The organism is Azospirillum lipoferum, from assembly GCF_024170005.1.
GTDB classification, from domain to species: domain Bacteria; phylum Pseudomonadota; class Alphaproteobacteria; order Azospirillales; family Azospirillaceae; genus Azospirillum; species Azospirillum lipoferum.
Genome location: NZ_JALJXJ010000009.1, coordinates 131,522 through 148,898, shown reverse-complemented (window position 1 = coordinate 148,898; position 17,377 = coordinate 131,522). Strand labels below are relative to the sequence as shown.

The window sequence follows — 17,377 nt, the reverse complement described above, 5'->3', positions numbered from 1 at the left end:
GACTGCCCTTTAGCGCTTCCTGGCGGGCGACAGGTCGGACACGGCTACGCCCAGCGCCTTCACATCCTCCGGCAGGCCGCGGCCGGTCGCCAGCCCCGCCGCCACCCGGCCCATGGCCGGCGCCGTCTGGATGCCGTAGCCACCCTGGCCAGCCAGCCAGAAGAACCCCTCCGCGTCCGGCGCGAAGCCCACCACCGGCACCTTGTCGGCGACGAAGCTGCGCAGGCCGGCCCAGCGGTGGGCCAATCTGCGAACGGAGAAGCGCGACGCTTGTTCCAGCCGGTCCACCGTGATGGCGACGTCGATGTCCTCCGGCTGCACGTCGCAGGGCTCGACCGGCGTCTGGTCGGCGGGGGAGGCCAGCAGGCGTCCGGCGTCCGGCTTGACATAGAAGGTCTCGGCCACGTCCGACACCATCGGCCAGCCGTCCAGCCCGGACTTGTCGGCCGGATCCTCGAACACCGGATCGAAGGTGATGGCGGTGCGCCGCTTCGGTACCAGCCCGATGGTGACGACCCCGGCCAGCCTCGCCAGCGCGTCGGCCCAGGCGCCGGCGGCGTTCACCACCACCGGTGCGGCGAAGCTGCCGGCCGTGGTTTCCACCACCCACAAGCCGTCTTTCCGGGTGAGCGCCCGCACCTCGGCATCGGTCACCACCCGGCCGCCGCGCGCCTTCAACCCGCGCAGATAGCCCTGATGCAGCGCATGCACGTCGATGTCGCGGGCATCCGGCTCCCACACGCCGCCGGCGACATAGTCCGGGCGCAGGAAGGGGGCGCGGGCCAGCACCTGTTCGCGGTCGTACCGCTCCACCGAGGGAGTCAGGCTACGGCCCTGCTCATATTCGGCATCCAGCCGGTCGGTCTCATGCCCGCGCCCGACGATCAGCACGCCGCGCGGGGTGAGCATTTGGTGTTCGGCGAAGCCGGCGGGCGGGTTGGTGTAGAAGTCCCAGCTCGCCACCGTCAGGGCACGGATCGGCGCCGGGCCGTAGGTCTGGGTGTAGAGCGCCGCGGAGCGGCCGGTCGAGTGATAGCCGGGCTGCGACTCACGCTCCAGAACCAGCACCCGGCCGAATGCGGCCAGCTCATAGGCGGCGGAGGCACCGGCGATGCCGGCCCCGACCACCAGGAAATCGACGCGCTCCACTCGTCCCGCTCCTCGTATTCTTATTGGCCGCCTATCGCACGGCGACGCTTCGGCTCTGCATCTGACTGGGCATTTGATCTGGCAGGGCCACCATTTCAAGGATCAGTTTCTGCCGCAAGGCCGCGACGAAGCTGTCCTTGTCCATGGCGCTCTTCGCGAAGCTGCCCGGCCCGCCGATGACATTCTCCTCGAAATACTCCTCCAGCCAGGGGAATTCGTCGAGGATGGCGAGGCCGTTGATGACGATCCCGCGCCTGGTCACCCGGTCGCGCGCATCGGCCGGATCGATCCCGCCGTTGGAAAAGCCGTTGGAAACGATGTCGATCACCTGCCGCGGCGCCTTTCCCCCACGATCCATTTTGCCGCGGTCGAACAGCTTCGCCGCCTCGACGATGGCGCTGCCGATGGCCGTCGAGTCGCCCTGGAAGCCGCGGGGCAGGGCGTCGATGCGGTCGGCGAAGCGGCCGGCATCCTCCGGCTTGTTCAAAGCGGTCCAGGGGATCAGCACCCGCAGGCTGTTCGGCCCGGAATAGACGGCCAGCGTTACCCGAGTCCCGGCCGAGGCCAGGGCGTCGGCCACCGCCGGATCGCGGAAGGCGGCGGCATGGCCCTGCAACTGGAACTCCAGATCGCCGGTGGTGATCGAAGCGGAGCCGTCGAGCGCCAGAACCAGCGCCACCCCGGCCTTACCCCCCTTCTCCTCCGGCGGAGCGGCCGTCGCCCCGCTGCAACAGGCCAGCAGGACGACCAGGGCGGCAATCACGGCACGCGGCATTTCCATCGGCACTCCATCGGACGCCCGACCAACTCACGCGCCCGTCTCAGGCGTTCGAGAGGGCGTGGCGCACCACCTTCACCATCACCGACGGCAGGGCGTGATCGCCCAGCCGGTCGACCGGCACCCAGTTGCCGTCGGCCCGATGCCAGTCGGCACCGGCCAGTCCGGCGACCACCTCAAGCTCCAGGTGAAAATGGGTGAATGTATGGCGGACCAGACCGGGCAGCCGGCGCCAGCGTGTGGGCAGGGGCTGTTGCGCCGCGACCGCCGCCTCGCCGGGCAGTTCCGGCCCCCAGGACGTCGACGGCACCTCCGCCATGCCGCCCAGCAGCCCCTCCTCGGCCCGGCGGCGCAGCAGGACGGCGCCGTCGGGGTTCAGCAGCCAATAGGCGACGCCGCGCCGGGTCGGCTTCTCCGCCTTGGCGGCCTTGCGCGGCAGGCTCTCGGCGATGCCGGCGGCACGGGCCTCGCAAAAGTCGGCCCACGGGCAGAGCATGCATTTCGGCTTGCGCGGGGTGCAGATGGTGGCGCCGAGGTCCATCATCGCCTGGGCATAGTCGCCGGGGCGGAAGTCGGGCGTCAGGGTGGCGGCCAGCCGGCGCAGGGTCGGCTTGGCATTGGGCAGCGGTTCCTCCACCGCGAAGATACGGGCGATCACCCGCTCGACATTGCCGTCCACCACGGTGGCCTTGCGGTCGAAGGCGATGGCGGTGATGGCGGCGGCGGTGTAGGCGCCGATGCCCGGCAGCTCCAGCAGCGCCGCCTCGCTGCCCGGAAAGCGGCCGCCATGCTCGTCCGCCACCACGCGGGCGCATTTGTGCAGGTTGCGCGCCCGTGCGTAGTAGCCGAGCCCCGCCCAGGCCACCAGCAGATCGTCCAGCGGGGCGTCGGCCAGATCGCGCACGGTCGGCCAGCGTTCGGTGAAGCTGCGGTAATAGGGCGCGACGGCGGGGACGGTCGTCTGCTGCAGCATGATCTCGGACAGCCAGACCCGGTAGGGATCGGCGGTCTCCCCCGGCCTGGCGCGCCAGGGCAGGTCGCGGCGGTGACGGTCGTACCAGGACAGCAGCCGCCGGGCGGCCTCGATGGAATCTGGAATCATGATGGGAAGAAATAGAGGGTCCGGAGCGTCAGGGGAAGGGAGCCGGCCGGAAGCTGGGCATCGGCCCACGCTTGCGCTAGGGTGCCGCCAACCCACATGACCCGGAACCGGTCGCCAAGGCCGGGGCCGCACAGGAGTGATCACAGAGCATGACCGGACCGCGTCGCATCGGCCAATCCGTTCCGGAGGTCGCCGGCAAGGTGCTGGGCAAGCGCGGGCTTGCCTTCGGTGCGCTGATCACCGACTGGCCGTCGATCGTCGGCCACCAGCTGTCGCTGCGCACCGCTCCCGACAAGCTCAGCTTCCCCCGCGGCAAGCGGGAGGAGGCGACCCTGCATATCCGCGCCATGGGCGCCATCGCGCTGGAGTTGCAGCATCTGGAACCGCAGATCATCGAGCGGATCAACAGCTTCTTCGGCTACCGCGCGGTGGCGAAGATCAAGCTGATCCACGCGGCCCTGCCGTCCACGCCGTCGCCGGTGGTGCGCCCGCGCGCCCTGACGATGGACGAGGAGATCGGCATCACCACCACCACCGCGGCCATCGAGGACGAGGAGCTGCGCGCCACGCTGGAGCGCTTCGGCCGTTCCCTGATGGCCCGTCCGAAACGGGCGGCGCGATAGCCGGCCGGCTGGACGCACCGGTGCATCATTGTCTATACGTCAACATCTGGTAGCAACGAGGGCAAAGTGAACCGCAAAATTCTGGGACGCAGGTATTTCGCGCTGAGCGGCTTTCTCGCCATGGGCTTCGCCGCCGCCGTCGGCACCGCCATGACCGCGGCGCCGACGGCGGCACAGGCCGCCGCCACCCTGCCGCCGGTGTCGGAGCTGATGGCCGACCGCGTGATGGGCGACCCGAAGGCGCCGGTGACGATCCTCGACTATTCGTCGATGACCTGCCCGCACTGCGCCCATTTCCACACCGACATCCTGCCGAAGATCAAGGAAGCCTACATCGACACCGGCAAGGCCAAGCTGGTCTTCCGCGACTTCCCCTTCGATCAGGCGGCACTCAGCGCCAGCATGCTGGCCCACTGCGCCCCGGCCGAGCGCTACTATCCGCTGACCGACGTGCTGTTCAAGAGCCAGGCGACCTGGAGCCGCGCGGCCGACCCGGCCAAGGCGCTGGGCCAGTACGGCAAGCTGGCCGGCATGAGCCAGGAGACCATCGACGCCTGCCTCGCCAACAAGGAGCTGGCCGACGCCATCCTGAACAGCCGCCTGACCGGCCAGAACCAGTACAAGGTCGAAGCCACCCCGACCTTCATCCTCAACGACGGCAAGGCCCGCATCGAAGGCGCCCAGTCGTTCGAGGAATTCTCGAAGGCGATCGACAAGCTGCTGAAGTAAGGGGCCGCCGCGTTCGGATCCGCCCCGAACGCGGCACCTCGTCAAAGCTCAGGACACCGAAGGTTCTTTCCCAGTGCAGTTCACGCGTCTCCGCCTGTCGGGCTTCAAGTCTTTCGTCGATGCCACGGATCTGGTCATCGAACCCGGCATGACCGGCATCGTCGGTCCCAACGGCTGCGGCAAGTCCAATCTGGTGGAGGCGCTGCGCTGGGTGATGGGCGAGACGTCGGCCAAGCGCATGCGCGGCGACGACATGGACGACGTCATCTTCGGCGGCACCTCCAGCCGGCCGGCCCGCAATCTGGGCGAGGTGACGCTGGCGGTCGACAACCGGTCGCGCACCGCGCCGGCCGGTTTCAACGACCATGACGAGCTGGAGATCACCCGCCGGATCGAGCGCGGCTCCGGCTCCGACTACCGCATCAACGGCAAGCTGGTGCGGGCGCGCGACGTCCAGCTGCTGTTCGCCGACAATGCGTCCGGCGCCGCTTCGCCGGCCCTGGTCAGCCAGGGCAAGGTGGCGCAGATCATCTCCGCCAAGCCGCAGGACCGCCGCGCCCTGCTGGAGGAGGCCGCCGGCATCACCGGCCTGCATTCCCGCCGGCACGAGGCGGAGCTGCGGCTGAAGGCGGCGGAAACCAACCTGACCCGCCTCGACGATGTGATCGGGGCGATGGACACCCAGCTGCAAAGCCTGAAGAAGCAGGCGCGGCAGGCTTCCCGCTACCGCAACCTGTCCGACCAGATCCGCAAGGCGGAGGCTGTGCTGTGGCACCTGCGCTGGCTCGCCGCGCAGGAGGAGCGCACCCGCGCCCATGCCGCCTTCGCCGCAGCCGAGGCCGAAGTGCGCGACCGCATGCTGGCCGTCAGCAAGCTGACCGCCCGCCGGACCGAGGCCGCCGCCGGCCTGCCCGAGAAGCGCCAGGACGAGGCGCGCGCCGCCGCCGCCCTGCAACGGCTGGTGATCGCCCGCGAACAGCTTGATGCCGAGGAGAAGCGCGTCGCGGACCAGCAGCGCGCGCTGGAGGCCCGGCTGCGCCAGATCGCCGGCGATCTCGGCCGCGAGGAGGCTCTGGCCGCAGACGCCGGCGAGGCGCTGGCCCGGCTGGTGGCCGAACGTGACCGCCTGATCGCGGCGCAGGCCGACGAGGAGATGCTGGAGGAAGCCGCGGCGGAGGCTTTGGCCGAGGCGCGCGAGCAGGTCGATGCCCTCGACCGCGAACTGACCCGCCTGACCGAAGCGGTCGCCACCGACGAGGCCCGCCGCGCCGCCACCCAGCGTCAGGTTGCCGAGCTGGAAACCCGCGCCGCCGGCCTTGCCAGGCGGCTGGCCGAACAGCAGGCCCAGCGCGCCGCGCTGGAGGCGGAGATCGCCGCCCGCGCCGACCTGTCGGAGGCCGAACTGGCGGTGGAACTGGCCGAACAGCGGCTGGAACAGGCCCGCGAGGCCGCCGAGGCCGCCGAACAGGCGAAGGCGGAGGCGGAGCCGGCCCAGTCCCGCGCCCGCGAGGCGTTGTCCACCGCAGAGTCCGCCCGCGCCAAGCTGCGCGCCGAGGAGCGCGCGCTGGCCGAACTGCTGCAAGCCGGAGCGGGCGGGCTGTTCCCGCCGCTGGTCGACGCGGTGACAGTGTCGCCCGGTTATGAGGGGGCGCTCGCCGCCGCGCTCGGCGATGCGCTGACGGCACCGCTGGACGAGGCGGCGCCGGTGCATTGGCGCTTGCTGCTGGCCTATGAGGCGGTGGCGCCGCTGCCGGCCGGTGCCGAACCGCTGTCGAACCATGTGCAGGGACCGCCGGCCGCCGGCCGTGCGCTCGCCCATATCGGGGTGGTCGCCGATGTCGCCCAGGGCGCGACGCTGGTCCACAGGCTGGCGCCGGGGCAGGTGCTGGTCAGCCGCGACGGCGGGGCGTGGCGCTGGGACGGGCTGACCGTGCAGGCCGGCGCCCCGACCGCCGCCGCCATCCGCCTGAAGCAGCGCAACCGTCTGGCCGAACTGCGCGGCGAACTGGAGCTTGCCGAGGAGCAGGTCGAGCTGGCGCGCGAGGCGCTGGACGCCGCCAGACAGACAGTGGAGGAGGCGTCGCAGGCCGACCGCCGCGCCCGCGACGCCGTGCGCGAGGGTTTCGCTGCGCTGAACGCCGCCCGCGACCGCCATGCCAAGCTGGCGCGCGAAGCCGATGCTGCGTCCTCCCGCCTTGCTGCCCTGGTGGAGGCGGTGGATCGGCTTGCTGCCGAAGAGAGCGAGGCCGCCGCCCGCCGTGACGAAGCGCTGGAACTGCTGGATTCGCTGCCCGACCCGCGCGAGGGGCGGGAACGGGTGAACGACCAGCGCGCAGCACTCGCCGAACGCCGCGCGGTTCTGTCCGAACGGCAGAGCGCGCTCGACCGCCTGACGCGGGAGGCGCAGGCCCGCCGCCAGCGTCTGGCCGCCATCCAGGCGGAAACCGCCTCCTGGGACACCCGCTCCGCCGGGGCCGGCGGCCGGGTCGCCGAGCTGCGCCAGCGCTCAGCAGAGGCGGAGGGCGAGATCGCCATCCTGTCCGGCCGCCCGGCCGAGATCGCGGCGGAGCGTCAGGGGCTTCTCGACCGCATCGCACTGGCAGACCGCGACCGCAAGCGCGCCGCCGAGGCATTGGCCGGGGCCGAGTCCCGGCTGGCCGAGACAGAACAGGCGCTGCACGATGCCGAAGCGGCGCTGGCCGATGGCCGCGAGGCGCGCGCGCGGGCGGAGGCCGCGGTGTCGGCGGCCCAGCAGCAGGAACGCACCCTGACGGAGCGCATCGCCGAACGGCTGGATTGCCGGCCGGAGGACACCCGCGCCGCCGCCGACCTGGATCCCGCCGAACTAATGCCTGACGCGGCGGCGGTCGAGGCCCGGCTCGACAAGCTGACGCGTGAGCGCGAGACCATGGGGCCGGTCAACCTGCGCGCCGAGATCGAGGCGGAGGAGCTGGAGGCCCAGATCACCGGCCTGCATGGCGAGCGCGAGGACCTGACCGCCGCCATCGCCCGCCTGCGCCAGGGCATCTCCAGCCTGAACCGCGAGGCGCGTGAGCGTCTGGTCGCCAGCTTCGACGTGGTCAACCGCGATTTCCAGGAGCTGTTCACCCGCCTGTTCGGCGGCGGCAAGGCCTATCTGGAACTGGTCAACGCCGAGGATCCGCTGAATGCCGGTCTGGAGATCTACGCCAGCCCGCCGGGCAAGAAGCTTCAGGTGCTCTCGCTGCTGTCGGGCGGCGAGCAGGCGCTGACGGCGCTGTCGCTGCTATTCGCCGTCTTCCGGTCGAACCCGGCGCCGATCTGCGTGCTGGACGAGGTCGATGCCCCGCTGGACGAGGCCAATGTCGGCCGCTTCTGCGATCTGGTGGAGGACATCGCGCGGCAGGGCGACACCCGCTTTCTGATCATCACCCACCACCGCCTGACCATGGCGCGCGTCGACCGCCTGTTCGGCGTGACCATGGTGGAGCGGGGGGTATCGCAGCTGGTCAGCGTGGACTTGAGCCGGGCGGAGGAGCTTCGGGGCGTGGCGTGAGGGGGGTAGGGTGGGATTAGACCCTCATCCCCCCCGCTTCCACACCGTCGTCTCGATGTAGCGGCTCGCCAGGAACCGGTAGGTCTGCTTCTGCAACGCCTCCACCTTCGGCGAGCGTTCCATCGAGATGTCGTCCCAGCCGCGGAGCAGGTCTTCCCATTCCAGCAGCTTGGCGCGCAGGTCGTCGCGGATCTTGCGGATGAACTGCACGGTCGGATGGAAGTTGCGCAGCGCGCCGACGATGTCGCCGGTCTGGGCGTCGGCCTGATCGAAGATCATGTCGTATTCGCGCACCGGCTTGCGGATCAGCCCCTGCATCCGGTTCAGCTCGCTGCAGAAGGTGCGGTCCGTCCGGTAGATGGTGGCGAGCTTGCCGATCGCCTGATCGATGCGGCGGATATGCCGGAAGCGGTCGCGCAGTGCCTCGATGTAGGACAGCTCCTGCGCCAGATCGTCGATGCGGTCGGTCAGATATTGTTCGGCATTATTGGTCAGCTTCAGCCGCTCGGCAATCTTGGCGAAGGCCGCCTTCATCTTCTCGTGCGTCTGCGGATCATCCAGCAGCTGTTCCAGTTGCGACTGGTCGGAAACGATGATCTCGTTCCCGGTGAAGGAGGAGACGATCTGCATGGTCAGCCGCCCTTTGGCGGTGATACGGTGTCTGTCCTCCACCGACCAGGAGGCCCGGCCGTCCAGCAGTTCGCCGGGAATTTCCTCGCCCGGCCGGATCTGCTTCACGAAGGCCAGCCCCTGTTCGATGACCTCCAGCAGGCGGGCGTCGTGGCAGCCCTCCTCGATCTGGAAGGACTCCATCAGGGTGGGGAAGGCCAGCGCCACCTTCAGATCGCCCAGCAGGATGTTCAGCACCGCGTCCTTGCTGTTCGGATCCTGGCAGAAGAAAGCGCCCGGCAGGCTGAAGACCTTGTGCTGGAAATCGAAATGCGTGTCCCGCATCGGCTGGACCAGGACATTCTCCTGCGCGGCCTTCTCGGCGATGGCATCGTCCGGAGCGGCATCCTTATCCGCGGAGGGGGGCGTCTCGTCGCTGCTGGAGATCTCGGTCATGGGCGGGGGTGGAACTCGGCGAAGGGAGGGGCAGGGGAGGAGACGGTCGATTGCTTCCCCAGCCTACAGCAGATCGCGCAGACGGAACCACATCATTGCGAGGACCAGCGCCGGCGTGCGGAACCGTCGCCCGCCGGGGAAGGGGGTGTGGGGGATGCGGGCGAACACGTCGAAGCGGCCGGCGGTGCCGCTCACCGTTTCAGCCATCAGCCGCCCGGCCATGCCGGCAAGCGCCACGCCATGGCCGGAATAGCCGTGGGCGTACAGCGTCGTCGGCGACAGCCGGCCCAGATGCGGCATGCGGTTCATGGTGATGGCGACCCGCCCGCCCCAGAAATAATCGACGCGGGCGTCCTTCAGCTCCGGATAGATCGCCAGCATCTTCAACCGCATCGCCTGCTTCAGCCCCGGCCCATCCACCCCCGAATAGCTGACGCCGCCGCCGAACAGCAGCCGGTGGTCGGCGGAGCGGCGGAAGTAATCGAGCGAGAACTTCATGTCCGACACCGCGATGTTGGTCGGCAGCAGCCTGCGCGCCCGCTCCTCGCCCAGCGGTTCGGTGGCGATCATGTAGGTTGCCACCGGCATGATCTTGCGGTCCAGCGCCGGGGCCAGCCCGCCGAGATAGGCGTTGCCGGCCAGGATCAGGTGTTTCGCCGTCACCCGCCCGCGTTCGGTGCGGACCCAGGGCTTCGCCCCGCTGTCCATGGCCAGGGCGCGGCTGTTCTCGAAGATGCGCACCCCGGCGGCATCGGCGGCGCGGGCGAGGCCAAGCGCGTAGTTCAGCGGGTGCAGATGGCCGCTGCCCTCGTCCAGCAGGCCGCCGATATAGGCGTCGCTGCCGACATGGGTGCGGATGCCGGCGCGGTCCAGCCGGTGCACGCGGTCATAGCCGTAGTCGTCGCGCATCTCGCGTTCCAGCGCCGCCACGTCCTGCATGTGGCGCGGCTTCAGCGCGGCATAGGCGAAGCCCCAGGTCAGGTCGCAGGCGATGGCGTGGCGCTCCACCCGCCCGGCCAGCTGGGCCTTGGCCTCCTCGCCGAACTCCCACAGGCGGCGGGCATCCTCCTTGCCGACCCATCCCTCGATGGTCGCCATCGGCTTGTTGTAGCCGGTGATGATCTGTCCGCCGTTGCGGCCCGAGGCGCCCCAGCCGCACTGTTCCGCCTCCAGCAGAACCACGTCGAAGCCGCGCTCCGTCAGTTCCAGCGCCGCGGTCAGGCCGGTGTAGCCGCCGCCGACGACGCAGACGTCGCAGGCGACCTCTCCTTCCAGGATTGGGCGATCGATGCGCGGCGCGGCGGAGGCCGCGTACCAGCTGTTCAGGTATGAGGCTTTCGGCATGGCCGCAGTTAAGTCCCAGCCGATGACGGAGGTCAACGGAAAGGCGGATATTTCACCGAACCGTCATGCTGAACCCACTGGCGCGGTCCGCCGCAACGGCGTCATAGTGTCGCTGTCGTTCACAGCACGGAGGGGGCTGCCCATCGCCCGGAGCGGTCCGCCATACCCATGGGTTTTATGGAAGACTTCATCAAGAAGAACCGCATTACCGAAGTCGAATGCCTGGTGCCCGACATGTCGGGCATCGCGCGGGGAAAGATCGTCCCTGCCGAAAAGTTCCTCCGCATCCTGCGCGACCGCGGCCTGCGCCTGCCCGAGGCGATCTTCGTCCAGACCGTGACCGGTGAATTCCCCGAGGACGAGGACATCACCTCGGACGAGAATTCCGACATCTACATGATCCCGGACGAACGCACGATCCGCTTCGTCCCGTGGTACACCGAGCCGACGGCCCAGGTCATTACCGACTGCGTCTATGCCGACGGCCGGCCGGTCGACGTGTCGCCCCGCCATGTGCTGAAGCGCGTGCTGTCGCTGTACGAGGAGCGCGGCTGGAAGCCGCTGGTGGCGCCGGAACTGGAATTCTTCCTGGTCCAGGTCAACAAGGACCCCGACTACCCGCTGGTCCCGCCGGTCGGGCGCAACGGCCGGATGGAAAGCGGACGCCAAGCCTTCGGCATCGACGCCGTCAACGAATTCGATCCGATCTTCGAAGCGGTCTATGATTTCTGCGAGAAGCAGGACATCGACATCGACACGCTGACCCACGAGGCCGGCGCCGCCCAGATCGAGATCAACTTCAACCACGGCGATGCGCTGGAACTGGCCGACCAGGCTTTCCTGTTCAAGCGCACGGCGCGCGAGGCGGCGATCCGCCATCAGGTCTACGCCACCTTCATGGCGAAGCCGATGCAGGGTGAACCCGGCAGCGCCATGCACATCCACCAGTCGGTGGTGGACGCCGACAGCGGGCGCAACCTGTTCTCCAATCCCGACGGCACCGACAGCGCCCTTTTCATGTCGCACATCGCCGGGTTGCAGAAATACCTGCCCTACGTGATGCCGCTGCTGGCACCGAACGTCAACAGTTACCGCCGGCTGGTCCCGAACTCCGACGCGCCGATCAACGTGCATTGGGGCCGCGACAACCGCACCACGGGTTTGCGCGTCCCCGTCTCCCAGCCCGACGCCCGCCGGGTGGAGAACCGGGTGGCCGGCGCCGACGCCAACCCCTATCTCGCCATCGCGGCGTCGCTGGCCTGCGGCTATATCGGCATGGCCCAGGGGCTGGAGCCGAACGACCCGATCAAGGGCTCGGCCTATCGCCTTGCCTTCACCCTGCCGCGCCACCAGTCCGAAGCGCTGACCAAGTTCAATGCCTGCAAGCCGTTGAAGGAAATCCTCGGTGAACGCTTCATCGAGGCCGTCGCCTGCGTGAAGGAGGCGGAATATGAGGCCTACAACCGCGTCATCAGCTCGTGGGAGCGGGAAAACCTGCTGCTGAACGTCTGACATCATAGGTTGACGAACGAAGGGGCGGCCCGCGGAGTGATCCGCCGGCCGCCCCTTTACGCATTTGGTTCCCGTTTCCTGCGTCGGTCCGGCATCTCCGGCATCGGCCCGTCGGCACCCCGTTCGTGTGCCGATCCACCCAGGAAATTCGAAAGTTCGGCCGGAAAGCTCCACCGCCTGGTGCCGTGCGCCAGCCGTTCTACCCCGACGGGCTGAGGCACCCTGACCGGTCGGCCGGCTGGCACGGCGTTCTGCCACGACTGCGCAGTCCAGTATTGTTGCGAAAGCTCAAAAACGCAAAATCCCTGCTCATCCATCTATGAGCAACGGCACACGGAATCGAAGACTTTCAAAGCAAAACCGCGGTGTATTTTCGACCGTGTCAGTGAGGGTGCAGTCGCGATCGGGCGAATTTGCATCGCCGTACTTTGTTATCTCCTTTGAAAATAGTCAAGGCATGCAGCCGTAACGCGGTCGCGGCGTTTCCCTCTCCCGCCCCGGGAGAGGGCGATTATCGCCGCGGCAGCTATTTCATGACGCAACGATGGATGGCCAAGCATGAGCATGCAACCTGCGATCCCGTCCCTCCGAACAGGCCTGCAAGGCGTTGGCTGGGTCCAGCGCAGCGTCATCCTCGCGTCGATGTTCATCGTGCTGACGACCCTGCTTTTGGGGCTGGCTCTGCATCGCGGCGGCCATGCCAGCAACCTGACCGACATCCAGAACCTGTTCGTGCTGGAGAACCCCGACCTCATCCCGGTCGACAGCTGGGACCCGATGATCGCGGCGCTCGACTGGCTGCATGAACGGCCGGGCGAGAATGTCTATGACGGCGTGTTCTTCAAGCAGCACATCAAGTTCCAGTACCCGGTCACCTCGCTGCTGCCGCTGGAGGCGATGAAGGCGCTGGGGGTGCTGAATCTCGTGGCGTTCGAGCGCATCAACCTGCTGTTCGTGCTGGCAACCGCCGCCGGCATGGCGATCCTGATGCTGGAGATGGCGGCCCACCTGCGCCTGCCCGGCGCGCGGGACGATCGGATCACCCAGGTGCTGCTGGGCGGCTTCGGCTTCGTCGCGACGCTGTGCTTCTACCCGGTGTTGAAGGCCTTCTCGCTGGGGCAGGTGCAGGTCTGGCTGAACGCCGCCTTCGTCTTCGCCTGCATCGCCCTGCTGCGCGACCGGCGGGCCCTGTGCGGCGCGCTGCTCGGCGCCTCGACCCTGATGAAGCCGCAGATGTCGCTGTTCCTCGTCTGGGCCGTCATCCGCGGCGATTGGCGGATGGCGGCGGGCTGGGCCGCCGTGGTGGTGCCCGGCGTGGCGTTGGCGACGCTGTTCTACGGCTTCGCGCCGATGGTCGATTACCTGGAGGTCCTGCTGTTCATCGGCCGGCATGGCGAGAGCTATCACGTCAACCAGACCGTCAACGGGCTGGTCAACCGCCTGCTGCACAACGGCAACAACCTCGACTGGTCGGCGGAGGCCTTCGCCCCCTACCATCCGGCGGTCCATATCGCCACGCAGATCTCCGGCCTCGCCTTCGTCGCGCTCGGCCTGTTGTGGCGCCGTAGCGGCCGCGGGGCCGAGCGGATCCTGCCCTTCGTCGTCGCCGGCATCTGCTTCACCGTCGGGTCGCCGGTGGCCTGGGTGCATCATTTCGGCATCCTGCTGCCGGCCTTCGCGCTGGCCTTCCTGATCCTGCTGGAGCCCGGCCTGCGGCGTCCCGCGGGGGCGGTCGCCCTGCTGGCGGCAGCCTATTTCCTGGCCGGCAACGTCCTGTTCTGGCCGATCAACGCACTGGCCGACACGCCGCTGAACTTCCTGCAATCCTACCTGTTCTTCGCCACCCTGATGCTGCTGGGCCTGACCATCGCCCTTGCCGGCCGGCATGACCGCGCCGCCGCGGTCCTCTGGGGTGTCCCCGCGCCGGTCGAACGCGCTGCCGCCCCCTCGGTCGTGGCCATTCCCCGTGTCGCCGTGGCTGAAACGACCATCCCGCCGGTTGCCGAGCAGGAGCCGCCGCTGTTCGTCGACCTCGACGGTACGCTGCTGAAGACCGACCTTCTCTACGAATCGCTGTTCGGCCTGATCAAGGCGCAGCCCTGGGCGGCGCTGCTGGTGCCGGTCTGGCTGGCCGGCGGCAAGGCACGGCTGAAGGCGGAACTGGCGCGGCGGGTGGACATCGATCCGGCCGGCCTCGTCTACAACCCCGCCGTTCTGCAACGGCTGGAGGCCGAGCGCAAGCGCGGCCGGCGGCTGGTGCTGGCGACCGCCGCCCACCATCGCTACGCCGACGCCATCGCGCTCCATCTCGGCCTGTTCGATCAGGTGCTGGCCAGCAGCGACGGCCTGAACCTGAAGAGCGAGCGCAAGCTGGCGGCGATCCGGGCGCAGGTTCCCTCCGGCATCTTCGACTATATCGGCAACGACGAGGCCGATTATGCGGTCTGGCGCGCTGCCCGCCGCGGCATCGCGGTGGATGCGTCGGCCGCCGTGGTGCGCCATGCCGCCACACTGTGCCCGCTGGAGACCATCGCCACCCCGCGCCGGCCGCGCCTGCTGCTGATCCTGAAGGCGCTGCGCCTGCACCAGTGGCTGAAGAACCTGCTGGTCTTCGTGCCGCTTCTGGCCGGCCAGAAGCTGGGGGAGATCGGCCCGACCCTTCAGGCCGCTGCGGCCTTCCTCGCCTTCGGGCTGTGCGCGTCGAGCATCTATGTGCTGAACGACCTGCTCGACCTGCCGGCCGACCGCCGCCACCCGCGCAAGCGTCGCCGTCCCTTCGCCGCCGGGGACCTGCCGCTCGACCTTGGCCTGTCGCTGATCCCCGGCCTGCTGCTGGCCAGCCTCGCCCTCTCGCTGGTGGCGCTGCCGCCGCTGTTCCTGGCGGCGCTGGCGACCTATGCCGCCTCGTCGCTGTTCTACAACCTGTTCGCCAAGAACCGGGTGATCTGGGACGTGATGCTGCTGGCCGGGCTCTATTCGCTGCGGGTGCTGGGCGGCGCCACGGCGACGGCCATCGTCCCGTCCTTCTGGCTGCTCGCCTTCTCGATGTTCCTGTTCCTCAGCCTCGCCATGGTGAAGCGCTATTCGGAAATGGACAGCATGCTGAAGCTTGGGCTTGGGCAGGCGGAAGGGCGGGGCTATGTGACCGCCGACATGCCGGTCCTGCAATCCATCGGCGTGTCGGCCGGCTTCCTGTCGGTGCTGGTGATGGCGCTCTACATCAACAGCCCGGAGGTCGGGCGCGTCTATGACCAGCCGCAGGCGCTGTGGATCATCTGCCCGCTTCTGCTCTTCTGGATCGGACGGGTGTGGCTGCAGACCCATCGCGGGCTGATGCACGACGATCCGGTGGTGTTCGCCGCCCGCGACAAGTGGAGCCTCGCCATCGGGCTGGTCTGCGGCGTCGCCCTGATCCTCGGCCGGGCCTGAAACGCCGTTTCCCTTCCCTTCGTCAGCGTTCCGGAGTCGCCATGCCCATCGCCATCGTCGGACTGATCCTGCTGAGCGTCACCCTGTCCGCCATCGCCCAGATTTCGCTGAAGATCGGCATGTCCAGCCCCGCGGTGTCGACCGCGCTGGCGCGGGGGGAGGCGGGGCAGATCGCCCTGTCGGTCGTCGCCACGCCGCACATCCTGACCGGGCTGGCCTGCTACGGGCTGGGCATGGTGGTTTGGCTGGCGGTGCTGGCGAAGGTCGACGTCACCATGGCCTATCCCTTCGTCGGGCTCGGCTTCCTGGTCACGCTGGCGCTTGGCGTCCTGCTGCTGGGCGAGACGATGAGCCTGACCCGGCTGATCGGCACGCTGCTGGTGGTGCTGGGCGTGGTTCTGACCGCGCAGAGCTGAAGGGGCTGCAACTTTCAGGCATTGTCGGGTGACGGGCGCCAGAGAACAGAAGCACTGCTCGGTGCGACACTTGGTAACTCTATGTTAACCAAACTATCGGTTCTTCGTCTTTTCTTGGTGAGTAAAGGGGTATGGAAACGAATATCGGCATCTCATCTTTCATGATTGAAACAGGCTGCGACAATTGCCGCATTGACCGGAAAAACATCACGGTTATAACTGGCGACATAGTTGCGAGTTAAGATACTGGCGTATGCAATTTTAAGGATTGGCAGCCCGATCGCCGGCCAACCGGCCTCAGACCGGGAAAAGGCTTTCCTTTGCCGGCCGCGTCTCCCGTCATGCGGGCTGTTTCGCCCGCAGGGAGCGCGGCCGGTCGCCACTCCCGGCGCGCTGCGCGCCTTCTTTTCCCGGCCTGACCCGCAGGCGATTGAAACCTCGACCCAAACCGTTGACAACATGGCCGGGCGTGGGTGCAATAGCGCCCGCGAGCCGGGTGTGCCGTTGGGATGTGGCGGCGCCCGCAACACTCACGAACAGGTCGGGGCAAATCATGAAAAAAATCGCTCTCAGCCTCATCGGCGCGGTCGCGGCGATCGCCATCGCCGGCCCGGCGATGGCCCAGGCCAAGAAGCCGGTCAACATCTACATCTGGAACGACTATCTGGGTGAAACGACCCTCGCCGACTTCACCAAGGCCACCGGCGCTGAGACGAAGGTCGACCTGTACGACAGCCTGGAACTGCTGGAGCAGAAGGTGCTCGTCGGCAAGTCCGGCTATGACGTGATCGTGCCGACCGCCGAGCCGACCCTGTCCCGCCTGATCCAGGCCAAGGTGGTGGGCCCGCTCGACAAGTCGAAGATCCCCAACTACAAGAACATCGACCCCAAGGTCCTGAAGCTGCTGGAGAATTCCGATCCCGGCAACAAGTACGCCGTGCCCTATCTCGGCGGGACCGTCGGCATCGCCGTCATCCCGGAGAAGATCAAGGCCGTCGCCCCCGACGTGGCGCTCGACAGCTGGGACCTGATCTTCAAGCCGGAGGTGGCGAAGAAGGTCGCCGCCTGCGGCATCACCGTGATGGATTCGGCCATCGACGTCATCCCGTCGGTGCTGAACTATCTCGGCCTCGACCCGAACTCCGAGAAGAAGGAGGATCTGGACAAGGTCGAGAAGACGCTGATGGCGGTCCGCCCCTACATCAAGCGCTTCGTGACGGGTGAGAACATCAACATCCTGGCCGGCGGCGACGCCTGCGTCGTGATGGCCTACAACGGCGACGCCATCCAGGGCGCCGCCCGCGCCGCCGAGGCGAAGAGCGCCAAGGTCGAGTACGTCACGCCGAAGGAAGGCGTGCAGGTCTGGTGGGACACGCTGGCGGTTCCCGCCGACGCGCCGAACAAGGACGGGGCGTACCAGTACATCAACTTCGTGCTCGACCCGGCCAACATGGCGAACATCTCCAACAAGGTCAGCTACGCCAACGCGGTGCCGGCCTCGCTGCCGATGGTCTCCGACGACATCAAGTCGAACCCCGGCATCTTCCTGCCGGCCGACAGCAAGCTGAAGCTGTTCTCGCTGAAACAGATCAAGCAGGCCACCGACCGCGCCCGCACCCGCGTGTGGACCAAGGTCAAGACCGGCAAGTAAGCCGGGCACCCTGAGAAGCGCCGCCCCATGGCGCTGGCCCGCCC

12 protein-coding genes are annotated in these 17,377 nt (G+C 68.2%); 7 read left to right on the top strand and 5 right to left on the bottom strand.

Annotated features, from left to right (window positions below):
• Positions 1 to 9 precede the first annotated feature (9 nt).
• Genes J2848_RS20630 through mutY form a run of 3 tightly spaced genes read right to left on the bottom strand, consistent with a single transcriptional unit; the run spans position 10 to position 3,029 of the window.
• The gene (locus J2848_RS20630; RefSeq protein ID WP_149233106.1) at positions 10 to 1,149 is read right to left on the bottom strand and encodes an NAD(P)/FAD-dependent oxidoreductase; all 1,140 of its coding nucleotides are present in this window, start codon (positions 1,147 to 1,149) and stop codon (positions 10 to 12) included.
• Between the two features lie 31 nt (positions 1,150 to 1,180).
• Positions 1,181 to 1,924, bottom strand: a complete 744-nt coding sequence (locus J2848_RS20625) for a DUF1194 domain-containing protein (RefSeq protein ID WP_149233315.1) — start codon at positions 1,922 to 1,924, stop codon at positions 1,181 to 1,183.
• Positions 1,925 to 1,970: 46 nt separating this feature from the next.
• Complete coding sequence (mutY, locus tag J2848_RS20620; protein ID WP_149233105.1) at positions 1,971 to 3,029, bottom strand: A/G-specific adenine glycosylase; 1,059 nt, start codon at positions 3,027 to 3,029, stop codon at positions 1,971 to 1,973.
• 149 nt (positions 3,030 to 3,178) lie between these two features.
• Here mutY and J2848_RS20615 point away from each other — a divergent pair, with 149 nt between their 5' ends.
• The 3 genes from J2848_RS20615 to smc all read left to right on the top strand — a co-directional run bounded on the left by J2848_RS20615 (position 3,179) and on the right by smc (position 7,916).
• Positions 3,179 to 3,652, top strand: a complete 474-nt coding sequence (locus tag J2848_RS20615) for a DUF721 domain-containing protein (RefSeq protein ID WP_149233104.1) — start codon at positions 3,179 to 3,181, stop codon at positions 3,650 to 3,652.
• A gap of 66 nt (positions 3,653 to 3,718) precedes the next feature.
• Positions 3,719 to 4,381 carry a DsbA family protein gene (locus tag J2848_RS20610; protein WP_246194031.1) on the top strand — a complete coding sequence of 221 codons (663 nt, stop codon included), beginning with the start codon at positions 3,719 to 3,721 and terminating at the stop codon, positions 4,379 to 4,381.
• Positions 4,382 to 4,454: 73 nt separating this feature from the next.
• Positions 4,455 to 7,916 carry a chromosome segregation protein SMC gene (gene smc, locus J2848_RS20605; RefSeq protein WP_149233103.1) on the top strand — a complete coding sequence of 1,154 codons (3,462 nt, stop codon included), beginning with the start codon at positions 4,455 to 4,457 and terminating at the stop codon, positions 7,914 to 7,916.
• 24 nt (positions 7,917 to 7,940) lie between these two features.
• Here the strand turns inward: smc and J2848_RS20600 are convergent, their stop codons facing one another.
• Positions 7,941 to 8,981, bottom strand: a complete 1,041-nt coding sequence (locus J2848_RS20600; protein ID WP_149233102.1) for a hypothetical protein — start codon at positions 8,979 to 8,981, stop codon at positions 7,941 to 7,943.
• Between the two features lie 63 nt (positions 8,982 to 9,044).
• On the bottom strand, positions 9,045 to 10,325 hold the full coding sequence (locus tag J2848_RS20595) for an NAD(P)/FAD-dependent oxidoreductase (RefSeq protein ID WP_149233101.1): 1,281 nt from the start codon (positions 10,323 to 10,325) through the stop codon (positions 9,045 to 9,047).
• Between the two features lie 168 nt (positions 10,326 to 10,493).
• Here J2848_RS20595 and J2848_RS20590 point away from each other — a divergent pair, with 168 nt between their 5' ends.
• The 4 genes from J2848_RS20590 to J2848_RS20575 all read left to right on the top strand — a co-directional run bounded on the left by J2848_RS20590 (position 10,494) and on the right by J2848_RS20575 (position 17,333).
• Positions 10,494 to 11,837 (top strand): glutamine synthetase family protein, encoded by a 1,344-nt coding sequence (locus J2848_RS20590; protein WP_149233100.1) that lies wholly within the window; start codon positions 10,494 to 10,496, stop codon positions 11,835 to 11,837.
• A 558-nt stretch (positions 11,838 to 12,395) separates the two neighbouring features.
• The gene (locus tag J2848_RS20585; protein ID WP_149233099.1) at positions 12,396 to 15,266 is read left to right on the top strand and encodes a UbiA family prenyltransferase; all 2,871 of its coding nucleotides are present in this window, start codon (positions 12,396 to 12,398) and stop codon (positions 15,264 to 15,266) included.
• Positions 15,267 to 15,307: 41 nt separating this feature from the next.
• On the top strand, positions 15,308 to 15,682 hold the full coding sequence (locus J2848_RS20580) for an EamA family transporter (RefSeq protein WP_149233098.1): 375 nt from the start codon (positions 15,308 to 15,310) through the stop codon (positions 15,680 to 15,682).
• 553 nt (positions 15,683 to 16,235) lie between these two features.
• A complete protein-coding gene (locus J2848_RS20575; protein WP_149233097.1) occupies positions 16,236 to 17,333 on the top strand; it encodes an extracellular solute-binding protein in 1,098 nt (365 codons plus the stop codon).
• Positions 17,334 to 17,377: the final 44 nt, after the last annotated feature.